This is a genomic window from Nocardioides marinus (genome assembly GCF_013408145.1).
Lineage (GTDB): Bacteria > Actinomycetota > Actinomycetes > Propionibacteriales > Nocardioidaceae > Nocardioides > Nocardioides marinus.
Map to the genome: position 1 here is coordinate 3138267 of NZ_JACBZI010000001.1, position 24953 is coordinate 3163219.

Genomic DNA, 24953 nt, shown 5'->3' on the forward strand with positions numbered 1-24953 from the left:
CCATACGTCGATGCATGGGGGCACCAGATGGAGGCGAGCCGCGCGCACCGAGCCGCGCCCGCGCAGCCTGCCCCCGTGCCCTTCTCCCCGTCCCAGCCGGCTGCGGTGGTCCCGCTGCCGCGACCCCACGACGGCGCCGTCACCCTGCCGGGCCACGGCCGCACCCTGCTGCGTCAGGTACGCCGCGCGCAGGAGGAGGCCGCCCGCCGCGGCCGCACCTCGGTGCTGGTCGCCCTGTCGGTGGGCAACGCGACCGAGATCGCCGACGTGCTCGGCGCCGAGGTGCTCGGCACCGTCACCTCGGTCCTGGCGCAGCGGATGCTCACGCTGGGCCACGAGGTCCACCTGCTCGCGGTCTCCCCGCTCGGCGGGGCCCTGGCGGCGGTCGTGTGCGACCGCCCCGAGCGCAGCGCGGTGGGCGAGGCCCTGCAGGAGGTCTGCCAGGGGTTCGTCACCACCACCCACGCGCGCGTCTGGCCGGTGGTCACGATCGGCCTGCGCGGCCTCGACGGCGACCCGCCGCAGCAGGCCCTGGAGGACGTGCGGCAGACCGTCTTCGACACCGACCGCCGCTCCCCCGGCGGGGTGCGCTGGCACGACCCGACGTCCGCCGAGCACCCGGCGGTGCGCGCCCTGAGCCTCACCGGCGACCTCGCCGAGACCCTCACCGACCCCGACACCCAGCTCTCCCTGGCCTACCAGCCGGTCCGCGACCTGCGCACCGGCCGGGTCACGGCCGTGGAGGCACTGCTGCGCTGGCGCCACCCCCAGCGCGGCATGGTCACCCCGACCGACGCGATCGGGGTCGCCGAGGCCTCGGGGCTGATCCACCCGCTCGGCCAGTGGGTGCTCGACCGAGCCCTGCGACAGGCCTCGGCCTGGTGGCGGTCGCACCGGTTCGTGACGGTCCACGTCAACGTCAGCCCCGTGGAGCTGCGCTCACCGTCGTACGCCACCGCCGTGGCGCGGGCACTGAGCCGGCACGACCTCCCGCCGACCGCACTGCTGCTGGAGCTCACCGAGACCGACCTGATGATCGGCGACCGCGAGGTGCGCGCGACCCTCGACGAGCTGCGTGCCCTCGGGGTGCGGCTGGGGATCGACGACTTCGGTGCCGGCTGGTCCTCGATCGGGCAGCTGCTGGACCTGCCGGTGGACACCGTCAAGGTCGACCGCTCGCTGGTCAGCCGCATCGACGACTCCCCGGCCGACCTCGACCTGCTGCGAGCCGTCCTCGGCCTGCTCGACACCGCACCCGTCGAGGTGGTCGTCGAGGGCGTGGAGAACGAGACCCAGGCCGCCGTCCTGCGGACCCTCGGCGTGCGGCTGGTCCAGGGCTACCACCTCGGCCGCCCCGTCCCCGCCCACGAGCTGAACCTCGGTGGTGGGGTCGGTCCGGTGGGTCGGGTGGGGTGAGGCGGCGGGGATACGACGCATTCTCTCTCACCCTTACTGCGCAGTAAGGGTGAGAAAGAATACGGACTACCCCTCCGACGTGACCCCTGGGGCCCCTGGGACGGACGAGGCGCTCAGCCCTGAGCGGCGCCCGACGGCCCGCTCGCGGCGTCCTCGGCCTCGAGCCACCCGCGGAACGCCTCGAGGTTGCGGGTGGACTCTCCGCGCAGCTTGCGCCACTCCCACTCCTTGCGGATCGAGGAGGCGAAGCCGAGCTCGAGGATCGCGTTGAACGAGTCGTCGGCGTAGCTCAGCACCGACCCCAGGAGCCGGTCGAGCTCCTCGGGGGTGGCGATGGCGAGCGGCAGCCGGGCGTCGAGGTAGATGTCGCCGTGGTGGTCGCAGGCGAACGCGACGGCGTACATCTTCAGGTTGCGCTCGAGCAGCCAGCGCCACACGCGCTCGTGGTTCTCGTCGGGGCGCCGGCACACGAAGGCGTGCACGCCCAGGGCGTGCGGCCCGACGTCGAGTCGGACGGGCGTCTGCAGCTTCTTCTCGCCGGGCAGCGCGAAGGAGAAGACGCCGTCGGAGACCTCGTCGGCCTCGAGCTCGTTGTCGGCGAGGTAGCCCCGCACGACCTCGATGACCTGCTCACGCTCCTGCCGGCTCATGCCGTCACCTCCGCCCGCATCAGCTGCCGGGCCCGCTCGTAGGTCTCCAGCATCGCGGTGGCCGTCGCGTCCCAGCTGAACTCCCGCGCCTGCGCCGCCGCGCCCGCCGCCAACCGGTCGTGCAGGCCGGGCTCGGTGAGCACCCGCCCCAGTGCGTGTGCCCAGTCGGCGTCGTCGTGGGTGTCGACGAGCAGCCCGCTGCGCCCGTCGCGTACGACGGTGGGCAGCCCGCCCACGGCCGCGGCCACCACGGGCGTACCGCATGCCCCCGCCTCCGCCGCGACGAGCCCGAACGACTCGTTGTAGCTCGGCACGGCGACGAGTGTCGCGGCGGCGTACCACTGCGCCAGCTGCGACTGGGCCACGGGCGGGACGAACCGCACGACGTCACCGAGCCCGAGGGCGGCCGTCAGCTCGGCCAGCGACTCCGGGTGCTCCAGGCCCGACCCGGAGGGCCCGCCGACGACGGGGACCACGAGCCGGTCGCGCAGCGCGGGCTCACGCTCGAGCAGCACCGCGACCGCGCGCAGCAGCACGTCGGGCGCCTTCAGCGGCTGGATGCGACCGGCGAAGAGCACCACCTGCGCGTCGGCGGGCAGGCCCAGCGCGGCGCGGGCCGCGGCCTGCGGGGCGGGCCGGAACACCTCGAGGTCGACGCCGGGGTGGACGACCTCGACCCGACCGGGGTCGGCGTCGTAGAGGTTGATCAGCTGCTTGGCCTCGATGTCGGTGTTGGCGACCAGCACGTCGGCGGCCTCCACGACCTGCTGCTCGCCGATCACCCGGGCCTCGGGCTCGGGGGTGTCGCCCTCGGCGAGCGACTCGTTCTTGACCCGGGCCATGGTGTGCATGGTGTGCACGAGCGGGACGCCCCACCGGTCGCGGGCCAGCGCCCCGACCTGGCCCGAGAGCCAGTAGTGGGAGTGCACGGCGTCGTAGTGCCCGCGCGGCTGGGCGGCCTCGGTGCGCAGCACCTCGCGGGCGAAGACGCACAGCTGGCCGGGCAGCTCGTCCTTGGACAACCCCTCGTAGGGGCCGGCGTGGACGTGACGGACCTGCACCCCGTCGGCGGCCTCGACGACCGGCGGCAGCGCGGAGGAGGTGGCACGGGTGAAAACGTCGACCTCGATGCCCTGGCGGGCCAGGCGGCGGGCGAGCTCGATGACGTAGACGTTCATGCCGCCCGCGTCCCCGGTGCCCGGCTGGTCCAGCGGGGAGGTGTGCAGGCTGATCATCGCGAGCCGGCGTACGGGCCGGGCGACATCAGGGCTCACAGGCTCCCCCAGGGCTGGACTACAGGTGGACGCCGGACGGACCCGGCGTCAGCACCAGTGAACACCGGACCGCCCCGGGGCATTCCCACCCCCGGGGTGGGCGTCCGGCCGTCGGGACGGCGGCCTGCTCAGCGGGCGTGGCTGCCCGGGCGCTTCTCGGGGGCGGCCCGCCTGCCGCCGGCGGCCCGCCCGGCCCGGGTGCTGTCTCGAGCAGCCGCGGGCGCGGGGCCGACCGGGCGTACCCGCTCCCAGGCGACCGGGATGACGACCAGCAGCACCAGGCCGGCGACGCCGGCGCGGACCGGGGCGCCGTCGAGTCCGGCCACGGCACCCAGCGACCAGCACAGCAGCGCCAGGCACACGCCGACGACCACGCGCAGCGGCACCGGCTTGACCATGCCGGCACCCGCGGCGACGGCGACGACGCTCAGCAGCGCGGCGCCCACCCACAGCAGCGGGTCGAGGTCGGTCGCCCAGCGCGCCACCCACGCCACGGCACCCAGCACCCCCACACCGCTGACCACGGTCCCGACCTGCACGCGCACACGTCCTCCCGACGCTCCGCGACGGACCGCTCGGCCCGTCCGCCGCCCCATGACGGCCGCGCCCGACCCGGCTCGGGCGCTGCCCCATGGTGCACCACCGGCGACCGGTGGACCAGAGCCGTCCCCGCAGCGTCCGGGGCCGGGTGGTTCGATGGCGCCATGACCTCCCACACCGAGTCGGACACCCGCCGCACCGCTGTCGTCACCGGCGCCAGCAGCGGCATCGGCGCCGCCACCGCGCGAGCCCTGGCCGAGCAGGGGTTCCACGTCTACTGCGCGGCGCGGCGCACCGAGCGGGTGACGGCGCTGGCCGAGGAGATCGGGGGTACGCCGCTGACCGTCGACGTCACCTCCGAGGAGTCGGTCGCGGCGCTCGCCGAGGTCGTCGGGGAGCGACTGGACGTGCTGGTCAACAACGCGGGCGGCGCGTTCGGCTCGGCCCCGGTCGCCGAGGCCGACGCGGAGCAGTGGCGGGCGATGTACGAGGTCAACGTCATCGGCCTGATGCTCGTCACCCGCGCCCTGCTGCCGGCGCTGAAGACCTCGGGCGCGGGCGTCATCTGCAACGTCGGCTCGACGGCCGGCCGGATCGCCTACGAGGGCGGCGCGGGCTACACCGCCGCCAAGCACGGCACCCAGGTGGTCACCGAGACGCTGCGCCTGGAGCTGTTCGACCAGCCGATCAGGGTCTGCGAGGTGGCGCCGGGCATGGTGCGCACCGACGAGTTCGCCCTCGTGCGCTTCGACGGGGACCGCGAGAAGGCCGACGCGGTGTACGCCGGGGTCCGCGAGCCGCTGGTCGCCGAGGACGTCGCCGACGCCATCGCCTGGGTCGTCACCCGGCCCCCGCACGTCAACATCGACGAGCTGGTCATCCGCCCCCGCGCCCAGGCGGCCCAGCACAAGGTCCACCGGCAGCCCTGAGCGAAGCGTTGGGCTGGTCCGGTGGAGGGCCGGTGCTGGTCCAGCGAGCCCCGCGACCGAGGGACGAGGTCGCGACGGGCGTGTCGAGACCCAGCCGGGTCACGGACACGTGCCTCGCCGTCGTACGACGCGTGGAAGACTGCCGCCCGTGCAGACGATCGGACTCATCGGCGGGATGAGCTGGGAGAGCAGCGCCGCCTACTACGAACTCCTCAACACCGGTGTCGAGAAGCGGGTCGGCGACCTGGCGTCGGCCAAGACGATCCTGTCGTCGGTCGACTTCGCCGAGGTCACGCGGCTGCAGGAGGCCGAGGACTGGGACGGCGTCGCGCGCATCCTGGTCGAGGCCGCGCAGGGCGTGGAGCGCGCGGGCGCGGACTTCCTGCTGCTGTGCACCACGACGTTCCACCGGGTCTTCGACCAGGTCGAGGCGGCCGTGGGCATCCCGGTGCTGCACCTGGCCGACGTGGTCGCCGAGGCCTGCAAGGCCGCCGGCGTCAGCCAGGTCGGGCTGCTGGGCACGACGTTCGCGATGGAGCGCTCCTTCTTCACCGACCGGCTGGCCTCGCACGGCCTGACCGTCCACGTGCCGCCGGCCGACCACCACGACACGGTCAACCGGATCATCTACGACGAGCTCGTGCACGGCCGCGTGGTCACCAAGTCGCGGCGTACGGTCGTCGGTCTCATCGAGGACCTGTGGGACGCCGGCGCGGGCGGGGTCATCCTCGGCTGCACCGAGCTCGAGCTGCTCGTGCGCCAGGCCGACGCCGACATCCCCGTCTTCCCCTGCACGAGCCTGCACGTCGAGGCCGCCCTCGACCGCGCGCTGGGCTGAGGGCCCCGGGATACGACGAATTACTTCTCACCCTTACTGCGCAGTAAGGGTGAGAAAGAATGCGGAGTAGCCCCGGCGCGTGACCCATGTGACGCCTGAGGCCCCTGGGGCCGCGAGGGACGGGCTGGGCCTCAGCCCTGCGGCGCGCGGTCCGGCGGGAAGCCGCCGGTGGCGATGGGACCCCAGGAGGTGGGGGTGATCCGCAGCAGCGACTTGCCCTGGCGGCGCATGGCGGCGCGGTACTCCTCCCAGTCCGGGTGCTCCCCGGAGATGCAGCGGAAGTACTCCACCAGCCCGTCCTCGGCCGCCTGCGACGGCATGTCGAGCACGGCCGCCTCGCCGTCGACCTGCACGTAGGCGTCGTCCCACTCCTGCCCGTGCACCAGGACCGAGCAGCGCGGGTCGCGGCGCAGGTTCACGGCCTTGGCGCGGTCGGGGTAGGTCGAGACCACGATCTTCCCGTCACCGTCCACGCCGCCGGTGACCGGCGAGAGCTGCGGCCGCCCGTCGCGGCGGAACGTCACCAGCGTCATGTGGTGCAGCGGCCGCACGAAGTGCAGCAGGTCGGTCAGGTCCACACGTCGGGTCGTGGCGAGGTTCCCCATGCCTGCGACGGTACGCCGCCCGCGGCTCACCCCTCGGGCGCACCGGCCCCGGGGCGGGCCAGCCGGTGGCGGCCGCGTCAGCGCCGCTCGACCCGCACCCAGTCGCTGGCGTTGCCGGCGCGGTCCAGCACCCGCACCCAAGCCAGCGACCGCCCGTCCCGGGTGTGCCCGACCGCCCGACCGTCGACGACCCGCACCGTCCCGGCCGACCCGTTGCGCCGCCCGGAGTGCAGGACCGTGTGCGCACCACTGATCCCGGAGGCCCCCGTGGTGCCCTCCGGGCCGGCCCGGTCCACGGCCCGCACCTTCAGCTCCCACCGCTGGTCCCGGCGTACCCAGCGCACCGACGCCGACCGCACCCGGGGCGGCTGGGTGTCCAGCCCGATGCGGTCGCTGAGCACCTCGCCGTCCCGCGCACCGCCGTCGATGCGCACCTGCACGTCGGTGTTGCCGGCGGCCAGCAGCCAGTCGTAGTCGCAGTCCTCGCGCAGCGCGACCGGCTCCGGGGTCGCGGAGCCCAGGAAGGTCAGGCCGGTCGCGTCCGCGGGTGCCACGACCCGCACCGTCACCTGCGGGGTGCGCGTCCAGGCCTCGCCGGCGTTCACCCGCACCGAGACCGCACCGGCGCACGGCTGCGGCGTGACCGCCAGCGGCTCGACGTCCGGTGCACGCACCGTCCGCGCGAACCAGGTGTAGGAGCCCACGTCGAAGCGCTGGACCCTCCGGTTGCCGGTGTCGGCGACCCACAGGTTGCCGGCCATGCCGCTGCCGTCCTGCCCGGACTGCGCCAGCGCGGCCGGGCTGCGCAGCCGCCCGACGCCCGAGCCGCCGCGGCCGGGCACGCCACGCACCCGGTAGAGGGAGAAGTCGTTGTCGCCGTCGAGGAAGAGCAGCACTTGGTTGGCGGCGTCGGCCACGACCACCTGACCGAACCTGTCGGCCACGACGCCGGTCGGCTGGGGCCGCTCGCCGCCGCCGACCCGGCGCACCTTGCGCACCTGCAGCGGGCGGGCGCCGTCGCCGAAGCGCGAGGCGTCGAAGACCAGCAGCCGCGCACGGTCCGGGACGGTCACCAGCAACCGGTCGGGTCGCCCCTGGCCGGCGCGGAGGAAGGCCAGGCCGCTGGCCGGCGTACCCCCGGGCAGCACGACGGTGGCGCGCAGCACCCCGGAGCGGGAGTACTCCGACACCGTCGCCCGGCACCGGTCGGCGACGTAGACGGCGCCGGGGCCGAGCGCGAGGTCGCCGTAGCGCCGCGCGTCCCCCTCCTCCGCAGGGCAGGCCAGCACCGGGCGGTGCGCGAAGGTCCGCACCAGGCGCCCCCGCCGGTCCAGCAGCGAGACGCGCTCGCCGTCGTCGACCCACAGCTGGTCGCGGGCGTCGACGGCCAGCCCGTTCACGGGGTTCTCCCCCGGCACCGCGAGCGGCCGGCGGGCCTTCCCGTCGGCCCCCAGGCGCACGAGCCCCCGGCCCTGCGCGAACCCGGCGTACGACGTCCCGCGGCTGTTGACCGCGACCGCGATCGGCCCGGCGGGGCCCGACGAGGTGGCGGCTGCGGGTGGTGGGTCGTCCGCGGCGGCCGGGACGAGCCCGCCGACCGTCATCGAGGCGACCGTCGAGGTCGCCACCAGTGCGCCGGCCACCGCCGACGCGAGAGCTCGTGTCCGCGCGTGATCACGCGGCCCCCCAGCCAACGTCACCCTCGTCAGCCTAGGGGCAACGACGGTCCCGGCGGACCGGTCCCGCCCGACGGTCTAGCGCAGCCGGCGCCAGGCGACCCGGCTCAGCGCGAGCGCCGTGTCGAGGTCGGGGACGCCCTCGACGCGTCGTACGACCGTCTCGCTGAGGGAGCGTCCGTCGCGGACGACCAGCTGCAGGGACTGGTAGCCGCCGCCGTCGCCGTCGTCGGGCCAGGTGACGTCGACGCGCAGCGCCACCGCCTGGTCGCCGTGGGCCGGGTCGTCGAGCCGGGTGAGCTCCGCGGTGTGGTCCTCGGCGTCGGTGTGCAGGCCGGCGCAGCGCTCGGCGTACTCCTCGAGGGCCGTCACCACCGCCTTGGCCGCAGCGACGCTGGCGAAGCGGTAGCCGCCCACCCGCGGGGTGTCCTCGTCCGCGGGCACGGGCTCGTCGGCGGTGTCGTAGTTGACCCGGGTGCCGCGGTCGGCCATCGCCACCAGGGAGGTCCCGACGCAGTCGTCGGCCGCGTGGGCGAGCACCTGCCGACCGCCACGGGTGGTGAACCGCGACCCGCCCTCCAGCACCGGGTAGAGCTGCGCCACGCGGGCCACGGTCGGCAGGTTCTTGCGACCGACCTTCGGGGGCCGGTCGTCTCCGGCGTACGCCGGAGCGAGCGTGCCGACCAGCAGCCCGACCACCACGCCGGTGGCCAGGACGACCCGAGGAGTTCCCATCCTGCGACGGTAGGTCCTCGCGGACCGATGTGAGCGGGTGAAGTGGCCACTTGCACGAACGCGCCGCAAATGGGTACCGATAGGCCATGACCCCCACACCCGGCGCCCACGCCGGCACCCCCGGCGCCCCGAGCACCGCGACCGGCACCGACGACACGATGCTGGCCTCCCTGCGACGGTGGAACATCGGCCTCACCGTGCTCCACGCCGCCCAGGCGGTGCTGGTGCTGCTGCTGGCCGGCGACTTCGCGATCAGCGTGGTCGAGACCTTCCCCGAGGGCCCGCCGGGCACCACCCCGCCGGCGGGCGAGGCGCTCTTCGACGTCCGCATCGGCTGGGCCGTGGCCGCGTTCCTGCTGCTCGCGGCGGTCGACCACGGGCTCACGGCGACGCTGGCGCGCGGGCTCTACGAGCGCGACCTGCGGGCGGGGATCAACCGGTTCCGCTGGGTGGAGTACTCCCTCAGCGCGACGCTGATGATCCTGCTCATCGCCTCCTACAACGGCATCACCGAGATCAGTGCGGTCATCGCCATCGCCGGCGCCAACGTCGCGATGATCCTCTTCGGCTGGGTCCAGGAGGCGGTGAACCCGCCCGGGGAGCCGGTGCGCACGATGCTGCCGTTCTGGGCCGGCACCGTCGTGGGGCTCGCGCCGTGGGTGGCGATCGTGGTCAGCACCGCCGGCGCCCCAGAGGTCCCGGGCTTCGTCTACGGCATCGTGGTGAGCCTGTTCGTCTTCTTCTCCAGCTTCGGCCTCAACCAGTGGCTGCAGTACCGCGGGGTCGGCCCCTGGGCGAGCTACGGCTTCGGAGAGAAGGCCTACCTGGTGCTGAGCCTGGTCGCCAAGAGTGCTCTGGCGTGGCAGATCTTCGGCGGTTCGCTGGCCGGCTGAGGTGGCGGTTTCACCACCCGGGTGGTGAAACCGGCGCTGGTCGACCGGAACTCCGTGAGACCAGCGCCAGTTCCATGAGACCAGTACGCCGCCGTACGCCGCACGAACCCGGGCCCGAGCGCCCACCGGTCCGGCGTGGAATCGGCGTATCCGCGCCGCGGACCTAGACTCGTGGCCCGTGCCAGAGACCCGCTCCGCCCAGCTTCGCAACGTCGCCATCGTCGCCCACGTCGACCACGGGAAGACCACCCTCGTCGACGCGATGCTCCACCAGGCCGGCGCGTTCAGCGCCCACCAGGCCGAGGGCGTCGCCGAGCGGGTCATGGACTCCGGTGACCTCGAGCGCGAGAAGGGCATCACGATCCTCGCGAAGAACACCGCGGTGAAGTACGTCGGCCCCTCCGCCCCCGAGGGCATGACGATCAACATCATCGACACCCCCGGCCACGCCGACTTCGGTGGCGAGGTCGAGCGCGGCCTGTCGATGGTCGACGGCATCGTGCTGCTGGTCGACGCCTCCGAGGGCCCCCTGCCGCAGACCCGCTTCGTGCTGCGCAAGGCGCTGAACGCCGACATGCCGGTGATCCTGGTGGTCAACAAGACCGACCGCTCCGACGCGCGCATCTCCGAGGTCGTCGACGAGACCTACGAGCTGTTCATGGACCTGCTCGACGAGTCGCACTCCCAGGACGCGCTGGACTTCCCGGTCGTCTACGCCTCCGGCAAGGCCGGCGTCGCGAGCCTCACCCAGCCCGAGGACGGCACGCTCCCCGCGGACAGCCAGGACCTCGAGCCGCTGTTCCGCACGATCATCGAGACGATCCCGGCCCCGAAGTACACCGAGGGCGCGCCGCTGCAGGCGCACGTCACCAACCTCGACTCCAGCCCGTTCCTGGGTCGCCTGGCGCTGCTGCGCATCCACAACGGCGAGCTGAAGAAGGGCCAGACCGTGGCCTGGATGCGCCGCGACGGCGAGGTCAAGAACGTCCGGATCTCCGAGCTGCTCATCACCGAGGGCCTGGAGCGCAAGCCGGGCGAGGTCGCCGGCCCCGGTGACATCGTCGCCATCGCCGGCATCCCCGAGATCACCATCGGCGAGACGCTGGCCGACCCGGAGAACCCGGTCGCGCTGCCGCTGATCCACGTCGACGACCCGGCCATCTCGATGACCATCGGCACCAACACCTCCCCGCTCGTGGGCCGGGTGAAGGGCTCGAAGGTCACCGCCCGCCTGGTCAAGGACCGCCTCGACGCCGAGCTGATCGGCAACGTCTCCCTCAAGATCCTCCCGACCGACCGCCCCGACGCGTGGGAGGTCCAGGGCCGCGGCGAGCTGGCGCTGGCCATCCTGGTCGAGCAGATGCGCCGCGAGGGCTACGAGCTGACCGTGGGCAAGCCGCAGGTGGTCACCAAGGAGATCAACGGCAAGGTCCACGAGCCGATGGAGCGGCTGACGATCGACGCCCCGGAGGAGTACCTCGGCGCGATCACCGAGCTGCTGGCCACCCGCAAGGGCCGCATGGAGCAGATGACCAACCACGGCACCGGCTGGGTGCGCATGGAGTTCGTCGTCCCGGCGCGCGGCCTGATCGGCTTCCGCACCGAGTTCCTCACCGAGACCCGCGGCACCGGCATCGCCCACCACATCTCCGAGGGCTACGAGCCGTGGGCCGGCGAGATCCGCTCGCGCAACTCCGGCTCGCTGGTCGCCGACCGCAAGGGCGCGGCGACGGCGTACGCCATGACCTCGCTGCAGGAGCGCGGCACGATGTTCGTCGAGCCGACCACCGAGGTCTACGAGGGCATGATCGTCGGGGAGAACTCCCGCGCCGACGACATGGACGTCAACATCACCAAGGAGAAGCAGCAGACCAACATCCGGTCCGCGACCTCCGACAACTTCGAGAAGCTCATCCCGCCGCGCAAGCTCAGCCTCGAGCAGTGCCTGGAGTTCTGCCGCGAGGACGAGTGCGTCGAGGTGACGCCGGACTCCGTGCGCATCCGCAAGGTGATCCTCGACCAGAACGACCGGGCCAAGATCGCCAGCCGGGCACGCAAGGCCGCCCGCGGCTGAGCCCCGTGAGAGCCTGACGGCATGGTTCTCGGGATGCCGTTGGAGTACTTCGTCCACGAGGTGCTGCGGGTGCTGGCGTACGCCGCCCTCGCGATCGTGTGCGCGGAGCGCTGGCGCGCGGGCGCCTGGGCCCGCGTCGGGACCCTCGCGGGGGTGCTCGGCGCCGCGCTGGCGGCCTACCACCTGCTCAGCTGGCTGCTCTACGTCAACGACCAGCCGCTGCTGATGGACCTGCGGGCCGACCTCAGCCTGGACCGGGTCCTCTACTGGCTCGACCTGGTGGTGCTCGCCGGGCTGGCCGCCGCGGTGGTGCTGGGTCGTGAGCGCGCGCCGAGGCCCGTGGCCGACGAGCCCACGGGCACCCCGGTCGCCTAGCCGGCCGCCCAGCCCGCGCGGCGTCTCAGACCAGGTCGAGCATCCGGCGGCGGCGGCCCTCCTGGGCGGGGTGGTAGGCCTGGGCGACCTCGCCGGTGCCACGCACGCGCAGGGCGCCGTCCTCGGGGCCGGCGTACATGACGGCGCCGCGGGTCAGCCGCAGCGTCTCGCCGTGCGCGTTGGTCAGCTCGACCTCGCCGCCGGTGCAGACCAGGATGCGGGCGTCGAGCTCGGGCAGCTCCACGCCGTCGCGGTCCGCCGGTGAGGTCTGGGCCACCGCGAGGCCGAACTCCCCCTCGCCGGGCTCGAACACGTCGACGCTGGCGCCGACCAGCTCGGGGGTGACCCGGGCCAGGCGGGACATCTCGGCGTCGATGCTGGCCACGACGCCGGCGGGGTCGAGGTGCTTGGGGGTGAGCCCGGCGCGCAGCACGTTGTCGGAGTTGACCATGACCTCCACGCACATGCCGGAGAGGTGGGCGTGGATGATGCCGGCGCCGAGGTAGGCGGCCTCCCCGGGCTGCAGGGTGAGCCGGTTGAGCAGCATGGAGACGATGACGCCGACGTCGCCCGGGTAGTGGGGGGCGATCTCCACGACCGAGGTGTAGGCCCGCTTGATGTCGAGGCCGAGCCCGAGGCGGGCGTGGCACAGCGCCACGATCTGGTGGACCTCGTGCACCGAGGGCGGCTCCATCAGCAGCCGCTCGAGCATCTTCACGATGCCGTGGAAGCCGGGGTTGCGGGTGAGCTGGTCGACCATCCGCTGCGCGACGGGGTGGTCCAGCGGCGAGAGGATCCGCAGGATCTCCGCGGTCGGCCGGAACCCCACGAGGGTGTCGAAGGCGGTCAGCGCGTAGACCATCTCCGGCTTGGGGTTGGCGTCCTTGTAGAGCCGGTGCGGCGCCTCGAGCGGGACGCCGGCGGCCTCCTCGGCCTCGAAGCCCTTGCGGGCCAGCTCGGCGTTGGGGTGCACCTGGATCGAGAGCGGTCGGGCCGCGGAGAGGATCTTCATCATGAACGGCAGCTCGCCGGCCAGGTCCGAGAGCGGCACCGTCCCGTGCGGACCCGCCACCATCGCCGGCCCCAGCGGGTGGGTGCCCATCCAGACCTCCGCCACCGGCGCCCCGGTGGAGGGCCGCGCCAGGAAGAACGGGATGTCCTGGGCCGTCCCCCAGGCGTAGTCCTGCGTGGGGCAGTCGAGGAGGTGCATGGCACCGACCCTATGGTCCGCACGCGGCGTACGGGTGACGGTGGGGTCAACTCCCCGCCCCGGCGCCCCGCAAAGTGAAGGCGGTGGGGTTTCGGGGACGGCCGCCGACCCCACCTTTACGATCCCCAGGGACGGCCACACCGTGGCCCGTGGACACCCGGGGGTGGGTGAGGAGCATGGAGCAGAGCGACCGCGCCTACCAGCGCGCCCTGCGCGAGCAGCTGGCCCGCAACGAGCTCACCTTCGCCCACGCCCCCATCGGCCAGGCGATCGTCGAGCTCGACGGCACCTGGCGTCAGGTCAACGGCGCCCTGCTGCAGATGCTGGAGTACGACGAGGTCGAGCTGTTGGCGATGACCTTCCAGGACATCACCCACCCCGAGGACCTCGACCTCGACCTGGGCCTGCTGCAGCAGACGCTCGCCGGCGAGATCACGTCGTACCAGATGGAGAAGCGCTACTTCACCCGCACCGGTCGCACCGTGTGGGCGCTGCTCTCGGTGGCGCTGGTGCGCGGCCTCGACGACGAGCCGCTCTACTTCATCTCCCAGATCCTCGACATCACCTCGCACAAGAAGCAGGTGCAGGCGCTGCAGGACTTCACCGCGATGCTCGCCCACGACCTGCGCACGCCGGCGTCGGTCATCGCCGGGTTCGCGCAGCTGCTGTCGACCGGCCCGTACGACGACGAGGTCACCTCGATCGCGCGGCGCATCGAGCGCGCCTCCACGACGATCGTGGACCTCCTGGAGAACGCGCTGACCACCGAGTCGATCGACTCCGGGCGACTGACCGCCCGGCCCACCGCGCTCGACGTGCGCGACGCCGTCGGCACCGCGGTGCAGGCGGCGCTGAGCGCGGCGGAGATGAACGAGCAGGAGCTCGAGGTGGACACCTCCGGGCTCGTCCCCGCCGTCGCCTGGGTGGATCCGGTGCACCTCGAGCAGGTGATGACGAACCTGATCGGCAACGCCCGCAAGTACGGCGGACCGCACGTGCGCGTGACCACGCAGGTCCACGACCGGCGGGTCGAGATCCTGGTCGAGGACGACGGCCCCGGGGTGCCCCCGCGCTTCGTGCCGCAGCTCTTCGAGCGCTACAGCCGTGCCCAGGAGGCCCGCACCGGCTCCCAGCGCGGCTCGGGCCTGGGGCTCTACATCGTCCGCGACCTGCTCACCGCCAACAACGGCACCATCGACTACGAGAAGGCGGCCCTCGGGGGTGCTGGTTTCCGCGTGAGCCTGCCGGCTGCGTGAGGGCGCCGGCCGGGTTACGACGCATCACTTCTCACCCTTACTGCGCAGTAAGGGTGAAAAGTAATGCGGAGTACCCCGCCGATGTGACCCCTGGGACAGGAGTGACCCCACCGCACGCGACCGAGACGCCGGGGTGCGGAGCGGGCGGAGGGAGCCGCCTGCCCCGGACCCCGGCGCCTGGGCCGGGTCCTCAGGTCAGTTCGTGCGCGGGACGTTGCACAGCGCGTCCTTGATGGACACGTTGAGCAGGTCCAGCACCCTGACCTGGATCTTGGTCGCCGGCACGCAGGTGATCGCGCCGGTCCCGCTCTGCCCCGACAGCCCCACCGGGACGCCGAGGATCTTGTCGACCTTCAGGTTGGTCAGCGCCCGGTCGGCGTTGAACCCGTTGCCCGGCTCGAAGGTCAGCTTCACCGAGTCGAGCTCGGAGGTGATGGAGCCGCCCTCGATCGGCCGGGCGCACCCGGTCTCGCAGCCCTCGCCGTACTCGGTGGTGTTGAGGTACAGCGGGCCGCCGGTGTCGCCGTCGATCGAGCCGGTGAGGTCCAGCACCCGCAGCCGCAGGCCGTTGACGTTCATCGAGCCGCTGGGGTCGACGATGTCAAGGGTGGTGGTCTCGTCGGCCCACAGCCGCACCGACCCGAGGGTGGGGTCGGCGAGACCGACCTCGGGCAGGCACGCCTCGTCCCCGGCCTGGCAGACCTCCAGCGCCCGCGGCAGCGGGTTGCTGATGGAGCCGCTCAGGTCGCCGAGGTCGAAGGTCAGCGCGTTGGTGGGCTCGTCGGCGGAGTACCGCAGCCGGGTCGCACCGGAGCCGTCGTCGACCAGCCCGAGCCGCACGTTCGGCACGAGGTGGTCGATCGACGCGGTGAGACGACCGGTCTCGGCGCCGCCGGCGTCGGTCTCGACCACCTCGATGCCGAAGACCTTGCCCGCGACCGTGTCGAGCAGCACCTCGGGCAGGCCGTCCAGCGAGGCCGAGATGGTGCGCAGGCCGGTGACCCGGCCGGCGACCTGGGTGCCGGTGGGCGAGCTGCGCAGGACCAGGCCGTCGGCGTCGGCCGGCAGGTCCACCGGCGTACCGCTGTCGGCGAAGACCTCCAGCAGGCCGATCGGCTCGCCGCCGGTGCCGAAGGAGACACCGCCGTCGCTGACGCCGACCTCGAGCAGGCTGGGCACGTCGACCAGGCGCAGGGACAGGTCCGTGGAGCCGTCGAAGATCCCGGCGTCGTCGTGGGCGTCCACGAGGACCTCGGAGATCGGGTCGGAGCCGGCGATCCGCACGGCACCGTCGCGCCCGAGGGCCAGGTCGAGCCGGTGCGGCGCGTCGAGGACGCGGGCGTCGAGCTCGAGGCCGTCGAGGTCGGCCAGCGCCCGCAGCGGGGTGGGCGCCGTGGTGAGGCCGATCGCGAGGTCGTCGGTCAGGTCCAGCGAGAGCCCCTCGAAGCCGGGCAGGCGCAGCGCCACGGACGAGGCGTCACCCAGCTGGTCCAGGCGGAGGTACGCCGGGTCGTCGAGCAGCGCGAGCTCCCGACCGGACGCGTAGCCGGCCTCGAAGACGCCGATCGCGCCGCTGGCGGTCAGCGCCCCGGCGCCGGCGGCGTCGAGGGCGAAGCTGACCGTGTCGGGCACGTCGGTGAGCGCGAGGCGCACGTCGGAGGCGGTACGGCCGGCGTCGAGCTCGACGGCGCGCAGCGACAGCTGCTCCAGCCCGGTCGGGCTGGTGACCTCGGCGGTCAGGCCGCTGTCGGTGTCGCCGTCCACGAGGATGCCGACCTCGCCGTCGACGTCGTCGATCAGCCCGTCGGCGAGGAAGACCCGGTCGGCGCCGGAGTCGTCGGTCATCGACAGCCCGACGGCCGTGGGGCGGTCGGTGCTGAAGCGGGCCGCGAGCCGGGAGTCCGACCCGAGGTCGAGACCGATGGCGGCCTGCGAGGGCGCGGAGTCGAAGCTGATCGCGAAGCGCTGCTCGGCCGGCGCGGGGGGCGCGGGGAGCGGGGCCTCGAGGTCGGCGGGCTCCGTGGGCGTGGTCGCGGGCTGGCCGTCGGCGGCGGCCGGCACGATCGCGCCGGTCACGTCGAGGGCGTCCTCGCCGGAGCTGGCGACCTGGAGGGTCACCCCGCCGTCGGCCAGGACCAGGTCGGCGGCGAAGTCACGCGGGGCGTTGGAGTCCCGGGTGTCGTAGCCGAAGCGGTACTCCTCCTCACCGCCGGCCAGGTCGAGCACGGCCTGCAGGCTCAGCGGCAGCTGCTGGCTGACGTCGCCGATCCGCACGATCTCCAGCCGCGGCGTGGCCGAGAAGCCGTCGGTGCTGCTGAGACCGACTCCGGAGAAGCGGATGTTGGCGATCAGGTCGGCGGTGCCGTCGCCGGTGACGTCGAGGAGCTGGGGTACGCCGATGACGGCCCCGAACTCCTCGCGTCGGACGACGCCGCCCTCGCCGATGCTGACGGCGCGCCAGGTGTACTGCGCGGTGCTCGACAGGTCGCCGAGCGGGGTGCGGGAGAGGACCTCGCGGTCGATGGTCGCCAGGGCCTCGTCGATGCCGGCGCCCAGGGTGCCGGCGCCGTCCTGCAGGGTCGGGACGAGCGCCTCGAGCAGCCCGGAGACGGCGGGGACGCCGACGGCGTTCTCGACCGGGGAGACGATCGTCTCGATGATCGTGACCACCGGGCCGAGCAGGCCCCCCAGCCAGCCGACCAGGCCAGTGGCGTTGCCCTGGACGGGCGTGGCGACGACCGGGGCCGGCTCGGCCGCGGCATCACCGACGTAGAACTTCAGGGTCTCCGAGCTGCCGGCGTACACGTCGTCGCCGGGGAAGGTCGCGGAGACGCTGGTGACGCGGGAGGCTCCGGTGACCGGCGCCTGGCGGCGGGCGTCGCCGTCGTCGTCGGTGACTGCGGGGGCGGCGTCGTCGCCGAGGGCGAGGACGACCGTGCGGCCGGGGACCCGCTCGCCGTAGCGGTCGGAGTCGGCGGTCACGTCGACGAGACGGCCGACGAGCTGGGCGTCGGTGCCGGGCTGGCCGCGGGTGTGGCCGCGGTAGAAGACGTGGGTGGCACGAGCGGTCAGCTGCGTGGTCGCGGTGGTCGCGTCGCCGGTGTAGAGGTCGTCGGTGGTGACCTCGGCGGCCACGGTGAGCTCACCGGTGGCGAGGTCGGGGAGGTCGATGGTGGCGGTGCCCGCACCGGTGCCGTCGGTGGCGACGACGACCGGCTCGACGTCCTCGACGCCGGGCAGGGTCAGCGTGACCTCGCGGCCGCCGAGGGGCTGGCCGGTGACGCCGCTGCCGACGATCGAGGTCTGCACGCCGACGGTGAGGTCCTCGCCGGTGACCGTGGTGGCCGGCAGGCTCAGCGCGACGGCGGCGTGGTTGTCGACGGTGAAGGAGACGGTCGGCTGGGCGACCTCCGAGCGGTTGCTGCAGCCGAGGTTGAGGAACCCGGACTTCTCCGCCGAGCGGGTCCAGGAGCGGGCGACGTAGGCGCCGCGGGGCTGGCCCACCGAGGACCAGGCGTAGGTCTTGGCGCCGGTGCCGGACTGCTGGTCGGAGCCGACGACGGTGCCGTCGGCGCGGGTGACCTGGAAGCGGGTGTAGGGCGAGCCCTGGCCGGCGACGCAGTTGTTGGAGGCGCCGTTCGCCTCCCGGACCGACACGACGCCGGACTGGGTCGAGCCGGCGGTCGGGCTGTTGAGGGCGGCATGGGCCGGGGCCATCGGGAGGAGGGCGAGTCCGGGGACGGCGACGAGCGCGGCCACGGTCGCCGCGAGGGGTCGCGGCAGGCGTCTGGGCAGGGGTCGTCGCAGGAGGGGACGAGCGAGCACGGAGGGCTCCTGTGGGGGGAGGTCGGACATGGAGGGAGCACACGGCCGAGCGAGGTGGGTTCCCTCCCCAGCCGACGGGTGGAGGACGGGTCTCCCACCCGGGCCGGAACGTACTCATGGGGGTATCGGGCCGTAAAGAGCCCGTATCAATCCGACCGCTCCCCGGGCCGCCACCGGGGTCGGCCACCCGGTCGCGGAGGTGTCAGTCGACTGTCAGGTCACGCGTGGCACGAGGGTGTCGCGGGTCACTCCCCTGCTCGGTCGGCCAGCGGCGTACCGGACTAGACAGGCGGGCCTGTCAGATGGGGTGCGGCCGGGATACGACGAATTCGATCTCACCCTTACTGCGCAGTAAGGGTGAAAAAGAATGCGGAGTATCCCCGCAGTGCGACTCCTGGGACGCCAGGGACAGAAGAGGCATCAGCCCCGCGAGGCGGCGTAGGCGGCGATGTCGGCCAGCGCGGAGGGGTCGTCGAGGGCTCCGGCAGCCACGACGTCCTCCGGCGAGGCGCCGCGGAGGATCTTCTTGACCGGGACCTCGAGCTTCTTGCCCGACAGGGTGCGTGGCAGGGCGCGGACGACCTGCAGCGTGTCGGGGACGTGGCGCGGGGAGAGCCGGCGGCGCAGCACCCCTGCGATCGTGCGCGGCAGGTCCTCGGACGCAGACACCCCCGGCGCGAGCGACACGAAGAGCACCAGCTCCCCCGCCCCGCCGGCGGGGTCCTCGAGGTGAACGACCAGCGAGTCGCGCACCTCGGGCAGCTCCTCGACGACGCGGTAGAACTCCGAGGTCCCGAGCCGCACGCCACCGCGGTTCAGCGTCGCGTCGGAGCGGCCGGTGATCACCAGGGAGCCCCGCGAGGTCACGGTCACCCAGTCGCCGTGCCGCCACACGTCGGGGATCTCCTCGAAGTACGCCGCGTGGTAGCGCGAGCCGTCCTCGTCGCCCCAGAAGCCGACCGGCATCGAGGGCATCGGACGGGTGACGACGAGCTCGCCGACCTCACCCACCACCGGTGCCCAGTCACCGGCACCGAGCGCGGACTCGGCGTACGCCTCGACCCCGATGCCGGGCAGCCGCGCGGAGATCTCGCCCTCCCAGACCGGCGTGAGCGGGGTGGCGCCGACGAAGGCGTTGCACACGTCGGTGCCGCCGGACATCGAGCCGAGCTGGGCGGTCGACGACACCGCCTCGTGCACCCACCGGAACCCCTCGGCAGGCAGCGGGGCGCCGGTCGAGCCGATGCCGCGCAGCCGCGAGAGGTCGAGCGACGCCCCGGGCGTCAGCCCCTCCTTGCGGCAGGCCATGAGGAAGGGCGCGGACGTGCCGTAGTAGGTCAGCTCGGTCTCGGCGGCCAGCTCCCACTGCGCCATCAGCGAGGGGTGCGCGGGGTTGCCGTCGAAGAGCACGATCGTGGAGCCGACCATCAGCCCGGAGACCAGGTAGTTCCACATCATCCAGCCGGTGGTGGAGAACCACGAGAAGCGGTCCTGCGGCCCCAGGTCGGTGAACAGCGCCAGCGCCGCCGCGTGGCCGAGCGTGATGCCGCCGTGGCCGTGCACGATCGGCTTGGGCAGCCCGGTGGTGCCGCTGGAGAACAGCACGTAGAGCGGGTGGTCGAAGGGCACCGACTCGAACGCCACGACCTCGCGCAGGTCGGGGTGCAGGTCGGCCCACAGCACGGTGTGGCGGGAGGCGGTGCCGGCCGGGCCGGTCGAGGCGGCGTCGAGGTAGGGCAGGTGGATCACCCCGGTCACGGTCGGCAGCGCGGCCAGCACCTCGGCGACCTCAGCCTCGCGGGAGACCGGCTTGTCGCCGTACCGGTAGCCGTCGACGACCAGCAGGACCCTCGGCTCGATCTGCCCGAGCCGGTCGACGACCGACTGGGTGCCGAACTCCGGCGCCACCGAGCAGAAGATCGCCCCCAGCGAGGCGGTCGCCAGCAGCAGGACGAGGGTCTCCCCCACGTTGGGGGCGTACGCCGCCACGCGGTCGCCCCGCTCGACACCGAGCGAGACCAGGCCGGCCCGGACGCGTGCGACGTCGAGACGCAGCTCGGCGGCGGTCCAGGTCCGCTCCTCGCGCGACTGGGACCGCGAGACCACGACGACGTCGTCGTCGGCGCGACCGGGCAGCGCGAGCATCGCCTCGGCGTAGTTGGTGGTGACCTCGGGGAACCACACGGCTCCCGGCAGCCGCTCGTCGGCCAGCGCCACCGTCGGCTCGGGCGCCGCGGGGAGCCGCAGCTCGCGCCAGACCTCGAGCCAGAAGGTGTCGAGGTGCTCCAGGCTCCACGTGCGCAGCGCCTCGTAGTCACGGCCGAGGTCGACGCCGTAGTCGGCCTCCAGCCGCAGGGCGAAGCGGCCCAACCGGGATGCCTCCCACGGCTCGGGCTGCCAGAGCATCGGAGGGACCGTCCGAGATGTGTCCTCGCTCACCCCATCACCCTAGAGCGGTCCGCGGACACTGCCCCCACCGGCCTGAGCACCTACCGTGCTTGACGTGGACAACCAGACGTCGGCCGCACTCGGTGGTCGAGCAGCGAGGAGCGCCAGCGACGAGCGGGCGTCGAGACCACACCTCCCGCCGGCGCCCCGCCCCCTCCTCCTCACCACCCTCGCCCTGCTGACCACGATCACCGCGATCACCAGCAGCCTCGGGGCGCCGCTGGTGCCGAGCGTGGTCGAGCACTTCGACGTCCGCCTCACGACCGCGCAGTGGAGCCTGACGGCCGCGCTGCTCGCGGGGGCGGTGAGCACCCCGGTGGTGGGCCGCTTCGCGGCGGGGAGGGTACGCCGCCCGACCATCCTCGCGGGCCTGGCAACGGTCCTGGCTGGCACGATCCTGGCCGCGGCGTCGGTGCCACTGGGCAGCTTCGGCGTGCTCGTGGCGGCCCGGGCGCTGCAGGGCATCGGGATGTCGCTCCTGCCGCTGGCGATGGCGGTGGCCAGGGACGAGACGACCGGGGAGCAGACCTCCCGCGCGATCGCGCTGCTGAGCGTGACGATGGTGGCGGGCGCGGGGCTGGGGTACCCCCTCACCGCGCTGATGGCCGAGCTCGGCGGGCTGGTCGCGGCCTACCTGCTCGGCGCGGTGCTGACGACCTTCAGCCTGGTGCTGGCGTGGCGCTTCGTGCCACCGGCCCCGGGCGACGAGCGCGGCCGCGTCGACTGGGTCGGGGCCGCGGGGCTGACGGTCGCGATGCTGGCGACGCTGCTGGCGGTCTCCGAGGGCGAGGTGTGGGGCTGGACCAGCGGCCGGACGATCGGCCTGGGGACCCTCGGGGTGCTCGGTCTCGCCGGCTGGACGGCGTACACGCTGCGCAGCAGGTTCCCCCTCGTCGACCTCCGCCTGGCCGTGCGCCCCGGCATCGCCGCGCCCAACCTGGTGGCGGTCGTCGCCGGCCTCGGGATGTACTCCCTGCTCACCCTCGTCGTCGTCCTGGTCCGCGCCGACTCCCCCGGCTTCGGCCTCGGGGAGAGCGTGCTCGCGGCCGGCATGGTGCTCGTGCCGTACTCCCTGATGTCGGTGATCGGCAACCAGCTCGCCCGCCTCGTGCTCGCGCGCGTGGGCCACCGCGTCCTGCTGCCGGCGGGGAGCCTGATGTTCATGAGCGCGACGCTGGCGCTGGCGGTGTGGCACGACCACCTGTGGCAGGCGCTGGCGGTGATGGCGCTCGGCGGCCTCGGCTCCGGGTTCACCTTCTCCAGCCTCGCGGTGCTGATGGTCCCCCACGTCCCCGCCGCGGAGACCGGCTCGGCGATGGCGTTCAACCAGGTGCTGCGCTACCTCGGCTTCACCGCCGGCTCGGCGGTCTCCGTCGCGCTGATGGCGGCGTACGGCGGCGGCGAGACCGGCTTCGAGCGGGCCCTGCTCACCATCGCCGGGATCTGGGTCGTCGCCATCGTCGGCGCCATCGCCCTCGACCGCCGCCCGACCCTCCCCCCCCCCCGCTGACCCGGCGCAACCTCGACGCTGACCCGCCGCCGCTTCGAGCGTGACTCGGCGCTACTTCGAGCACGATTCGGCGCCAGCCGCATCCGATGCCGAGAGGACGGGTCCCAGCGAGCCGTCGCCGAGACCCGGTGGGGCGACAACCGCCGGGCACCCACCCAGGCCCGCGAGTCGTCCACCGGTACGCCGCCGGCTCACCGGGCCAGGCGCTCGAGGAGCTCGGCGTCCCGCTTCCGGATCTTGTCCAGAGCCGCCATCGCCGTGGCGTGATCGACATCCACGACCTCGTCGCGCTCCTGGCGCGCCTGGTCGCGGACCTCGTCGTCGCTCGCCCGGTGGCTCATGCCCTCCACGGTACGCCGCAGCCAGACGTGCGGCACCCGGCTCTCCACAGCGCCCCCGCGACCGCACCGCGAACCCCGCTACACCCGACCCGCGCCTCTGCCACGATCACCCCGTGCTCCTCGACATCCAGCTCGACGCCCGCCCCGACACCGCCGCCGCCCGCGCGGCCGAGCTCGCCACGACCGGCGTGGAGGGGCTGTTCACCTTCGAGGGCCCCCACGACGTCTTCTTCCCGCTGGTCGCGGCCGCGACGGCCGGGGTCGACGTCGACCTCATGACCAACGTCGCGATCGCGACGCCGCGCAGCCCGATGCACCTGGCCCACGCGGCGTACGACCTGCAGCTGCTCAGCAAGGGCCGCTTCCGCCTGGGCCTGGGCAGCCAGATCAAGCCCCACGTCGAGAACCGGTACGGCGCCACCTGGTCGCGCCCGGCCGCCCGCATGCGCGAGGCCGTGCTCGCCACGAAGGCGATCCTCACCGCGTGGCAGGACGGCACCCGGCTGCGGTTCGAGGGCGAGTTCACCCGGCACACGCTCATGCCGCCCACGTTCAACCCCGGCCCCAACCCGTACGGCGTCCCGCCGGTGCTCCTCGGCGCGCTCGGCCCGCTGATGACCCGCACCGCCGCCCAGGTCGCCGACGGCCTGCTGGTCATGCCGTTCCACTCCCACACCCACGTCCGGCGCAACACGCTGCCCGCGATCGAGGAGGGCCTGCGCGACCGCGAGAATCCCACCGACCTGAAGGTCTACCCCCAGGCGATCCTCGCCATGGGCCGCACGCCCGAGGAGCAGGAGCGCGCCGACCTCGGCGTGCGCGGACTGCTCGCCTTCTACGGCTCGACCCCGGCGTACCGGCCCGTCCTCGACGCCGAGGGCTGGGGCGACCTGCAGCCCGAGCTCAACGCGCTGTCCAAGACCGGCGCGATCATGGAGATGATCGCCAAGGTCGACGAGCGGATGCTCGAGACCCTCGCGGTGCGCGGCACCCCGGAGGAGTGCGCCGCGGAGCTGCACCGCCGCTTCGGCGACCTGACCGACCGCGTCTGCGCCTACTTCCCCGGCTACGACCCCGGTGCCCAGCAGGTCCGCGACCTGGTCACCGCCCTGGTCACGGTGACGGTGACGGTGACGGTGACGGGGTGAGCGTGATGTGTCACCTCAGGTGACACATCATCAGAACGTGTTAAGTTCTGGCTCGCTTTCTAACACGATTCGGGAAAGCGTCGAAGGAGCCAACACATGCCATGGGATGCCGACCGGCCCTATAACGAGCTGCCTGCCGCGCCACCGGCAGGCGTCGACCTGGAGCCCAAGGCCGTCCTCAAGGCCACGATCGAGGCGCGGGCCGCATTGGCCACCCTGGCGCAGGCCGGGCAGCTGCTCCCGAACCCGCGCATCCTCATCCACGCCCTGCCACTGCTGGAAGCACAGGCGAGCTCGGAGATCGAGAACATCGTCACCACGGCCGACGAGCTCTTCAAGCACGTCGACTCGGGCGGAGGAGACCCCGCGACCAAGGAGGCGTTGCGCTATCGGAGCGCACTGTTCGCAGGCCTCGCCTCCATCAGACACCGGCCACTGACAGCAGGTACGGCGGCCGCGATCTGCTCCGAGCTCCACGGACGGGACATGGCGGTGCGTGCCGTCCCGGGAACCCGCATCGCCAACCCCGCCACTCGTGAGGTCGTCTACGCGCCACCCGAGGGCGCCGACCTGATCCGCGAGAAGTTGACGGAGTGGGAGCGGTTCGTCCACGCCGAGGACGACCTCGACCCGTTGGTGCGGATGGCCGTCGCGCACTACCAGTTCGAAGCCATCCACCCGTTCCACGACGGCAACGGACGCACAGGCCGTGCCATCAACATCCTCATGCTCATCGAGGCCGGCCTGCTCGAGGACCCCGTCCTCTACCTCTCGCGCGCCATCATCGCGCGGAAGAACGACTACTACCGGTTGCTCAGGGCGGTCACTGCGGAGGGCGCCTGGACCGACTGGGTCTTGTACATGCTCGACGTGGTGCACGACGCCGCCACGTCGACCACCCGGAAGATCTCCGCCATCCGCACCTGTCAGGACGACATCGCCGAGCGGGCCAGGACTGCAACACCGGGCGGCCGCGACGCTCGGTTCCTGGCGGTGCTGTTCGAACAGCCCTACTGCCGCATCAACACCGTCGCCGAGCGCTGCGACGTCTCGCGACAGACGGCCTCGACCTGGCTGCACGCCCTGGTGACCGCCGGCCTGCTTCGTGACACCAAGGTCGGCAGGGAGCTCCTGTTCGTCAACCACGAGCTGCTGGACGTCCTCACCAGACCCGACTGAGTTCGCCTGAGCACAGGACGCGGGGTGACGC

20 protein-coding genes are annotated in these 24953 nt (G+C 73.2%); 10 read left to right on the forward strand and 10 right to left on the reverse strand.

Going from position 1 to position 24953, the window contains the following annotated elements; genetic code table 11:
* Nucleotides 1–75: 75 nt before the first annotated feature.
* Complete coding sequence (locus tag BKA05_RS14900) at nt 76–1416, forward strand: EAL domain-containing protein (protein ID WP_179532127.1); 1341 nt, start codon at nt 76–78, stop codon at nt 1414–1416.
* A gap of 113 nt (nt 1417–1529) precedes the next feature.
* Here BKA05_RS14900 and BKA05_RS14905 read toward each other — a convergent pair whose 3' ends face one another.
* The 3 genes from BKA05_RS14905 to BKA05_RS14915 all read right to left on the reverse strand — a co-directional run bounded on the left by BKA05_RS14905 (nt 1530) and on the right by BKA05_RS14915 (nt 3879).
* Nucleotides 1530–2066, reverse strand: coding sequence for a type III secretion system chaperone family protein (locus tag BKA05_RS14905; RefSeq protein WP_179532128.1), 537 nt, complete (start codon nt 2064–2066; stop codon nt 1530–1532).
* Entirely contained in the window at nt 2063–3340 is a 1278-nt protein-coding gene (gene mshA, locus BKA05_RS14910; RefSeq protein WP_425489723.1) for a D-inositol-3-phosphate glycosyltransferase, read from the reverse strand. Before mshA ends, BKA05_RS14905 begins: the two co-directional genes overlap by 4 nt.
* Before the next feature lie 128 nt (nt 3341–3468).
* Nucleotides 3469–3879 (reverse strand): hypothetical protein, encoded by a 411-nt coding sequence (locus BKA05_RS14915; protein WP_179532129.1) that lies wholly within the window; start codon nt 3877–3879, stop codon nt 3469–3471.
* 165 nt (nt 3880–4044) lie between these two features.
* Between BKA05_RS14915 and BKA05_RS14920 the strand changes: the two genes are divergently transcribed.
* Both BKA05_RS14920 and BKA05_RS14925 read left to right on the forward strand, forming a co-directional pair.
* Entirely contained in the window at nt 4045–4809 is a 765-nt protein-coding gene (locus BKA05_RS14920; RefSeq protein ID WP_179532130.1) for an SDR family oxidoreductase, read from the forward strand.
* 148 nt (nt 4810–4957) lie between these two features.
* Complete coding sequence (locus BKA05_RS14925) at nt 4958–5647, forward strand: amino acid racemase (protein ID WP_179532131.1); 690 nt, start codon at nt 4958–4960, stop codon at nt 5645–5647.
* Nucleotides 5648–5778: 131 nt separating this feature from the next.
* Here the strand turns inward: BKA05_RS14925 and BKA05_RS14930 are convergent, their stop codons facing one another.
* The 3 genes from BKA05_RS14930 to BKA05_RS14940 form a co-directional block, all read right to left on the reverse strand.
* Nucleotides 5779–6252 (reverse strand): PPOX class F420-dependent oxidoreductase, encoded by a 474-nt coding sequence (locus BKA05_RS14930; protein ID WP_179532132.1) that lies wholly within the window; start codon nt 6250–6252, stop codon nt 5779–5781.
* A 77-nt stretch (nt 6253–6329) separates the two neighbouring features.
* Entirely contained in the window at nt 6330–7895 is a 1566-nt protein-coding gene (locus BKA05_RS14935; RefSeq protein ID WP_179532133.1) for an NHL repeat-containing protein, read from the reverse strand.
* A gap of 111 nt (nt 7896–8006) precedes the next feature.
* A complete protein-coding gene (locus tag BKA05_RS14940) occupies nt 8007–8663 on the reverse strand; it encodes a hypothetical protein (RefSeq protein ID WP_179532134.1) in 657 nt (218 codons plus the stop codon).
* An 86-nt stretch (nt 8664–8749) separates the two neighbouring features.
* Between BKA05_RS14940 and heR the strand changes: the two genes are divergently transcribed.
* From heR to BKA05_RS14955, 3 genes are all read left to right on the forward strand, one after another.
* Nucleotides 8750–9556 carry a heliorhodopsin HeR gene (gene heR / locus BKA05_RS14945; RefSeq protein WP_179532135.1) on the forward strand — a complete coding sequence of 269 codons (807 nt, stop codon included), beginning with the start codon at nt 8750–8752 and terminating at the stop codon, nt 9554–9556.
* Nucleotides 9557–9734: 178 nt separating this feature from the next.
* On the forward strand, nt 9735–11630 hold the full coding sequence (gene typA / locus BKA05_RS14950; RefSeq protein WP_179532136.1) for a translational GTPase TypA: 1896 nt from the start codon (nt 9735–9737) through the stop codon (nt 11628–11630).
* A 21-nt stretch (nt 11631–11651) separates the two neighbouring features.
* Complete coding sequence (locus BKA05_RS14955; RefSeq protein WP_179532137.1) at nt 11652–12005, forward strand: hypothetical protein; 354 nt, start codon at nt 11652–11654, stop codon at nt 12003–12005.
* A gap of 25 nt (nt 12006–12030) precedes the next feature.
* Here BKA05_RS14955 and manA read toward each other — a convergent pair whose 3' ends face one another.
* Nucleotides 12031–13215 carry a mannose-6-phosphate isomerase, class I gene (gene manA / locus BKA05_RS14960; protein WP_179532138.1) on the reverse strand — a complete coding sequence of 395 codons (1185 nt, stop codon included), beginning with the start codon at nt 13213–13215 and terminating at the stop codon, nt 12031–12033.
* A 176-nt stretch (nt 13216–13391) separates the two neighbouring features.
* Here manA and BKA05_RS14965 point away from each other — a divergent pair, with 176 nt between their 5' ends.
* A complete protein-coding gene (locus tag BKA05_RS14965; RefSeq protein ID WP_179532139.1) occupies nt 13392–14471 on the forward strand; it encodes a sensor histidine kinase in 1080 nt (359 codons plus the stop codon).
* Between the two features lie 195 nt (nt 14472–14666).
* Here the strand turns inward: BKA05_RS14965 and BKA05_RS14970 are convergent, their stop codons facing one another.
* Both BKA05_RS14970 and BKA05_RS14975 read right to left on the reverse strand, forming a co-directional pair.
* Nucleotides 14667–18296, reverse strand: coding sequence for a hypothetical protein (locus BKA05_RS14970; RefSeq protein ID WP_179532140.1), 3630 nt, complete (start codon nt 18294–18296; stop codon nt 14667–14669).
* Nucleotides 18297–18716: 420 nt separating this feature from the next.
* Complete coding sequence (locus BKA05_RS14975; RefSeq protein ID WP_179532141.1) at nt 18717–20702, reverse strand: acetoacetate--CoA ligase; 1986 nt, start codon at nt 20700–20702, stop codon at nt 18717–18719.
* A 97-nt stretch (nt 20703–20799) separates the two neighbouring features.
* On the opposite strand from BKA05_RS14975, the gene BKA05_RS14980 reads away from it, so the two are divergent.
* Nucleotides 20800–22254: an MFS transporter gene (locus tag BKA05_RS14980; protein ID WP_179532142.1), complete on the forward strand. Its 1455-nt coding sequence runs from the start codon at nt 20800–20802 to the stop codon at nt 22252–22254.
* A 191-nt stretch (nt 22255–22445) separates the two neighbouring features.
* Here the strand turns inward: BKA05_RS14980 and BKA05_RS14985 are convergent, their stop codons facing one another.
* Complete coding sequence (locus BKA05_RS14985) at nt 22446–22595, reverse strand: hypothetical protein (RefSeq protein ID WP_179532143.1); 150 nt, start codon at nt 22593–22595, stop codon at nt 22446–22448.
* A gap of 113 nt (nt 22596–22708) precedes the next feature.
* On the opposite strand from BKA05_RS14985, the gene BKA05_RS14990 reads away from it, so the two are divergent.
* Together BKA05_RS14990 and BKA05_RS14995 are read left to right on the forward strand one after the other, a co-directional pair.
* Entirely contained in the window at nt 22709–23743 is a 1035-nt protein-coding gene (locus BKA05_RS14990; RefSeq protein ID WP_179532144.1) for a TIGR03617 family F420-dependent LLM class oxidoreductase, read from the forward strand.
* 96 nt (nt 23744–23839) lie between these two features.
* Nucleotides 23840–24922, forward strand: a complete 1083-nt coding sequence (locus BKA05_RS14995; RefSeq protein WP_179532145.1) for a Fic family protein — start codon at nt 23840–23842, stop codon at nt 24920–24922.
* Nucleotides 24923–24953 lie beyond the last annotated feature (31 nt).

Coding starts and splice junctions, on each gene's coding strand:
- BKA05_RS14905 (WP_179532128.1), bottom strand. CDS start 2,066: ATGAGCCGGCAGGAGCGTGAGCAGGTCATCGAGGTCGTGCGGGGCTAC.
- BKA05_RS14920 (WP_179532130.1), top strand. CDS start 4,045: ATGACCTCCCACACCGAGTCGGACACCCGCCGCACCGCTGTCGTCACC.
- BKA05_RS14930 (WP_179532132.1), bottom strand. CDS start 6,252: ATGGGGAACCTCGCCACGACCCGACGTGTGGACCTGACCGACCTGCTG.
- BKA05_RS14940 (WP_179532134.1), bottom strand. CDS start 8,663: ATGGGAACTCCTCGGGTCGTCCTGGCCACCGGCGTGGTGGTCGGGCTG.
- heR (WP_179532135.1), top strand. CDS start 8,750: ATGACCCCCACACCCGGCGCCCACGCCGGCACCCCCGGCGCCCCGAGC.
- BKA05_RS14955 (WP_179532137.1), top strand. CDS start 11,652: ATGGTTCTCGGGATGCCGTTGGAGTACTTCGTCCACGAGGTGCTGCGG.
- manA (WP_179532138.1), bottom strand. CDS start 13,215: ATGCACCTCCTCGACTGCCCCACGCAGGACTACGCCTGGGGGACGGCC.
- BKA05_RS14965 (WP_179532139.1), top strand. CDS start 13,392: ATGGAGCAGAGCGACCGCGCCTACCAGCGCGCCCTGCGCGAGCAGCTG.
- BKA05_RS14975 (WP_179532141.1), bottom strand. CDS start 20,702: ATGCTCTGGCAGCCCGAGCCGTGGGAGGCATCCCGGTTGGGCCGCTTC.
- BKA05_RS14985 (WP_179532143.1), bottom strand. CDS start 22,595: ATGAGCCACCGGGCGAGCGACGACGAGGTCCGCGACCAGGCGCGCCAG.
- BKA05_RS14995 (WP_179532145.1), top strand. CDS start 23,840: ATGCCATGGGATGCCGACCGGCCCTATAACGAGCTGCCTGCCGCGCCA.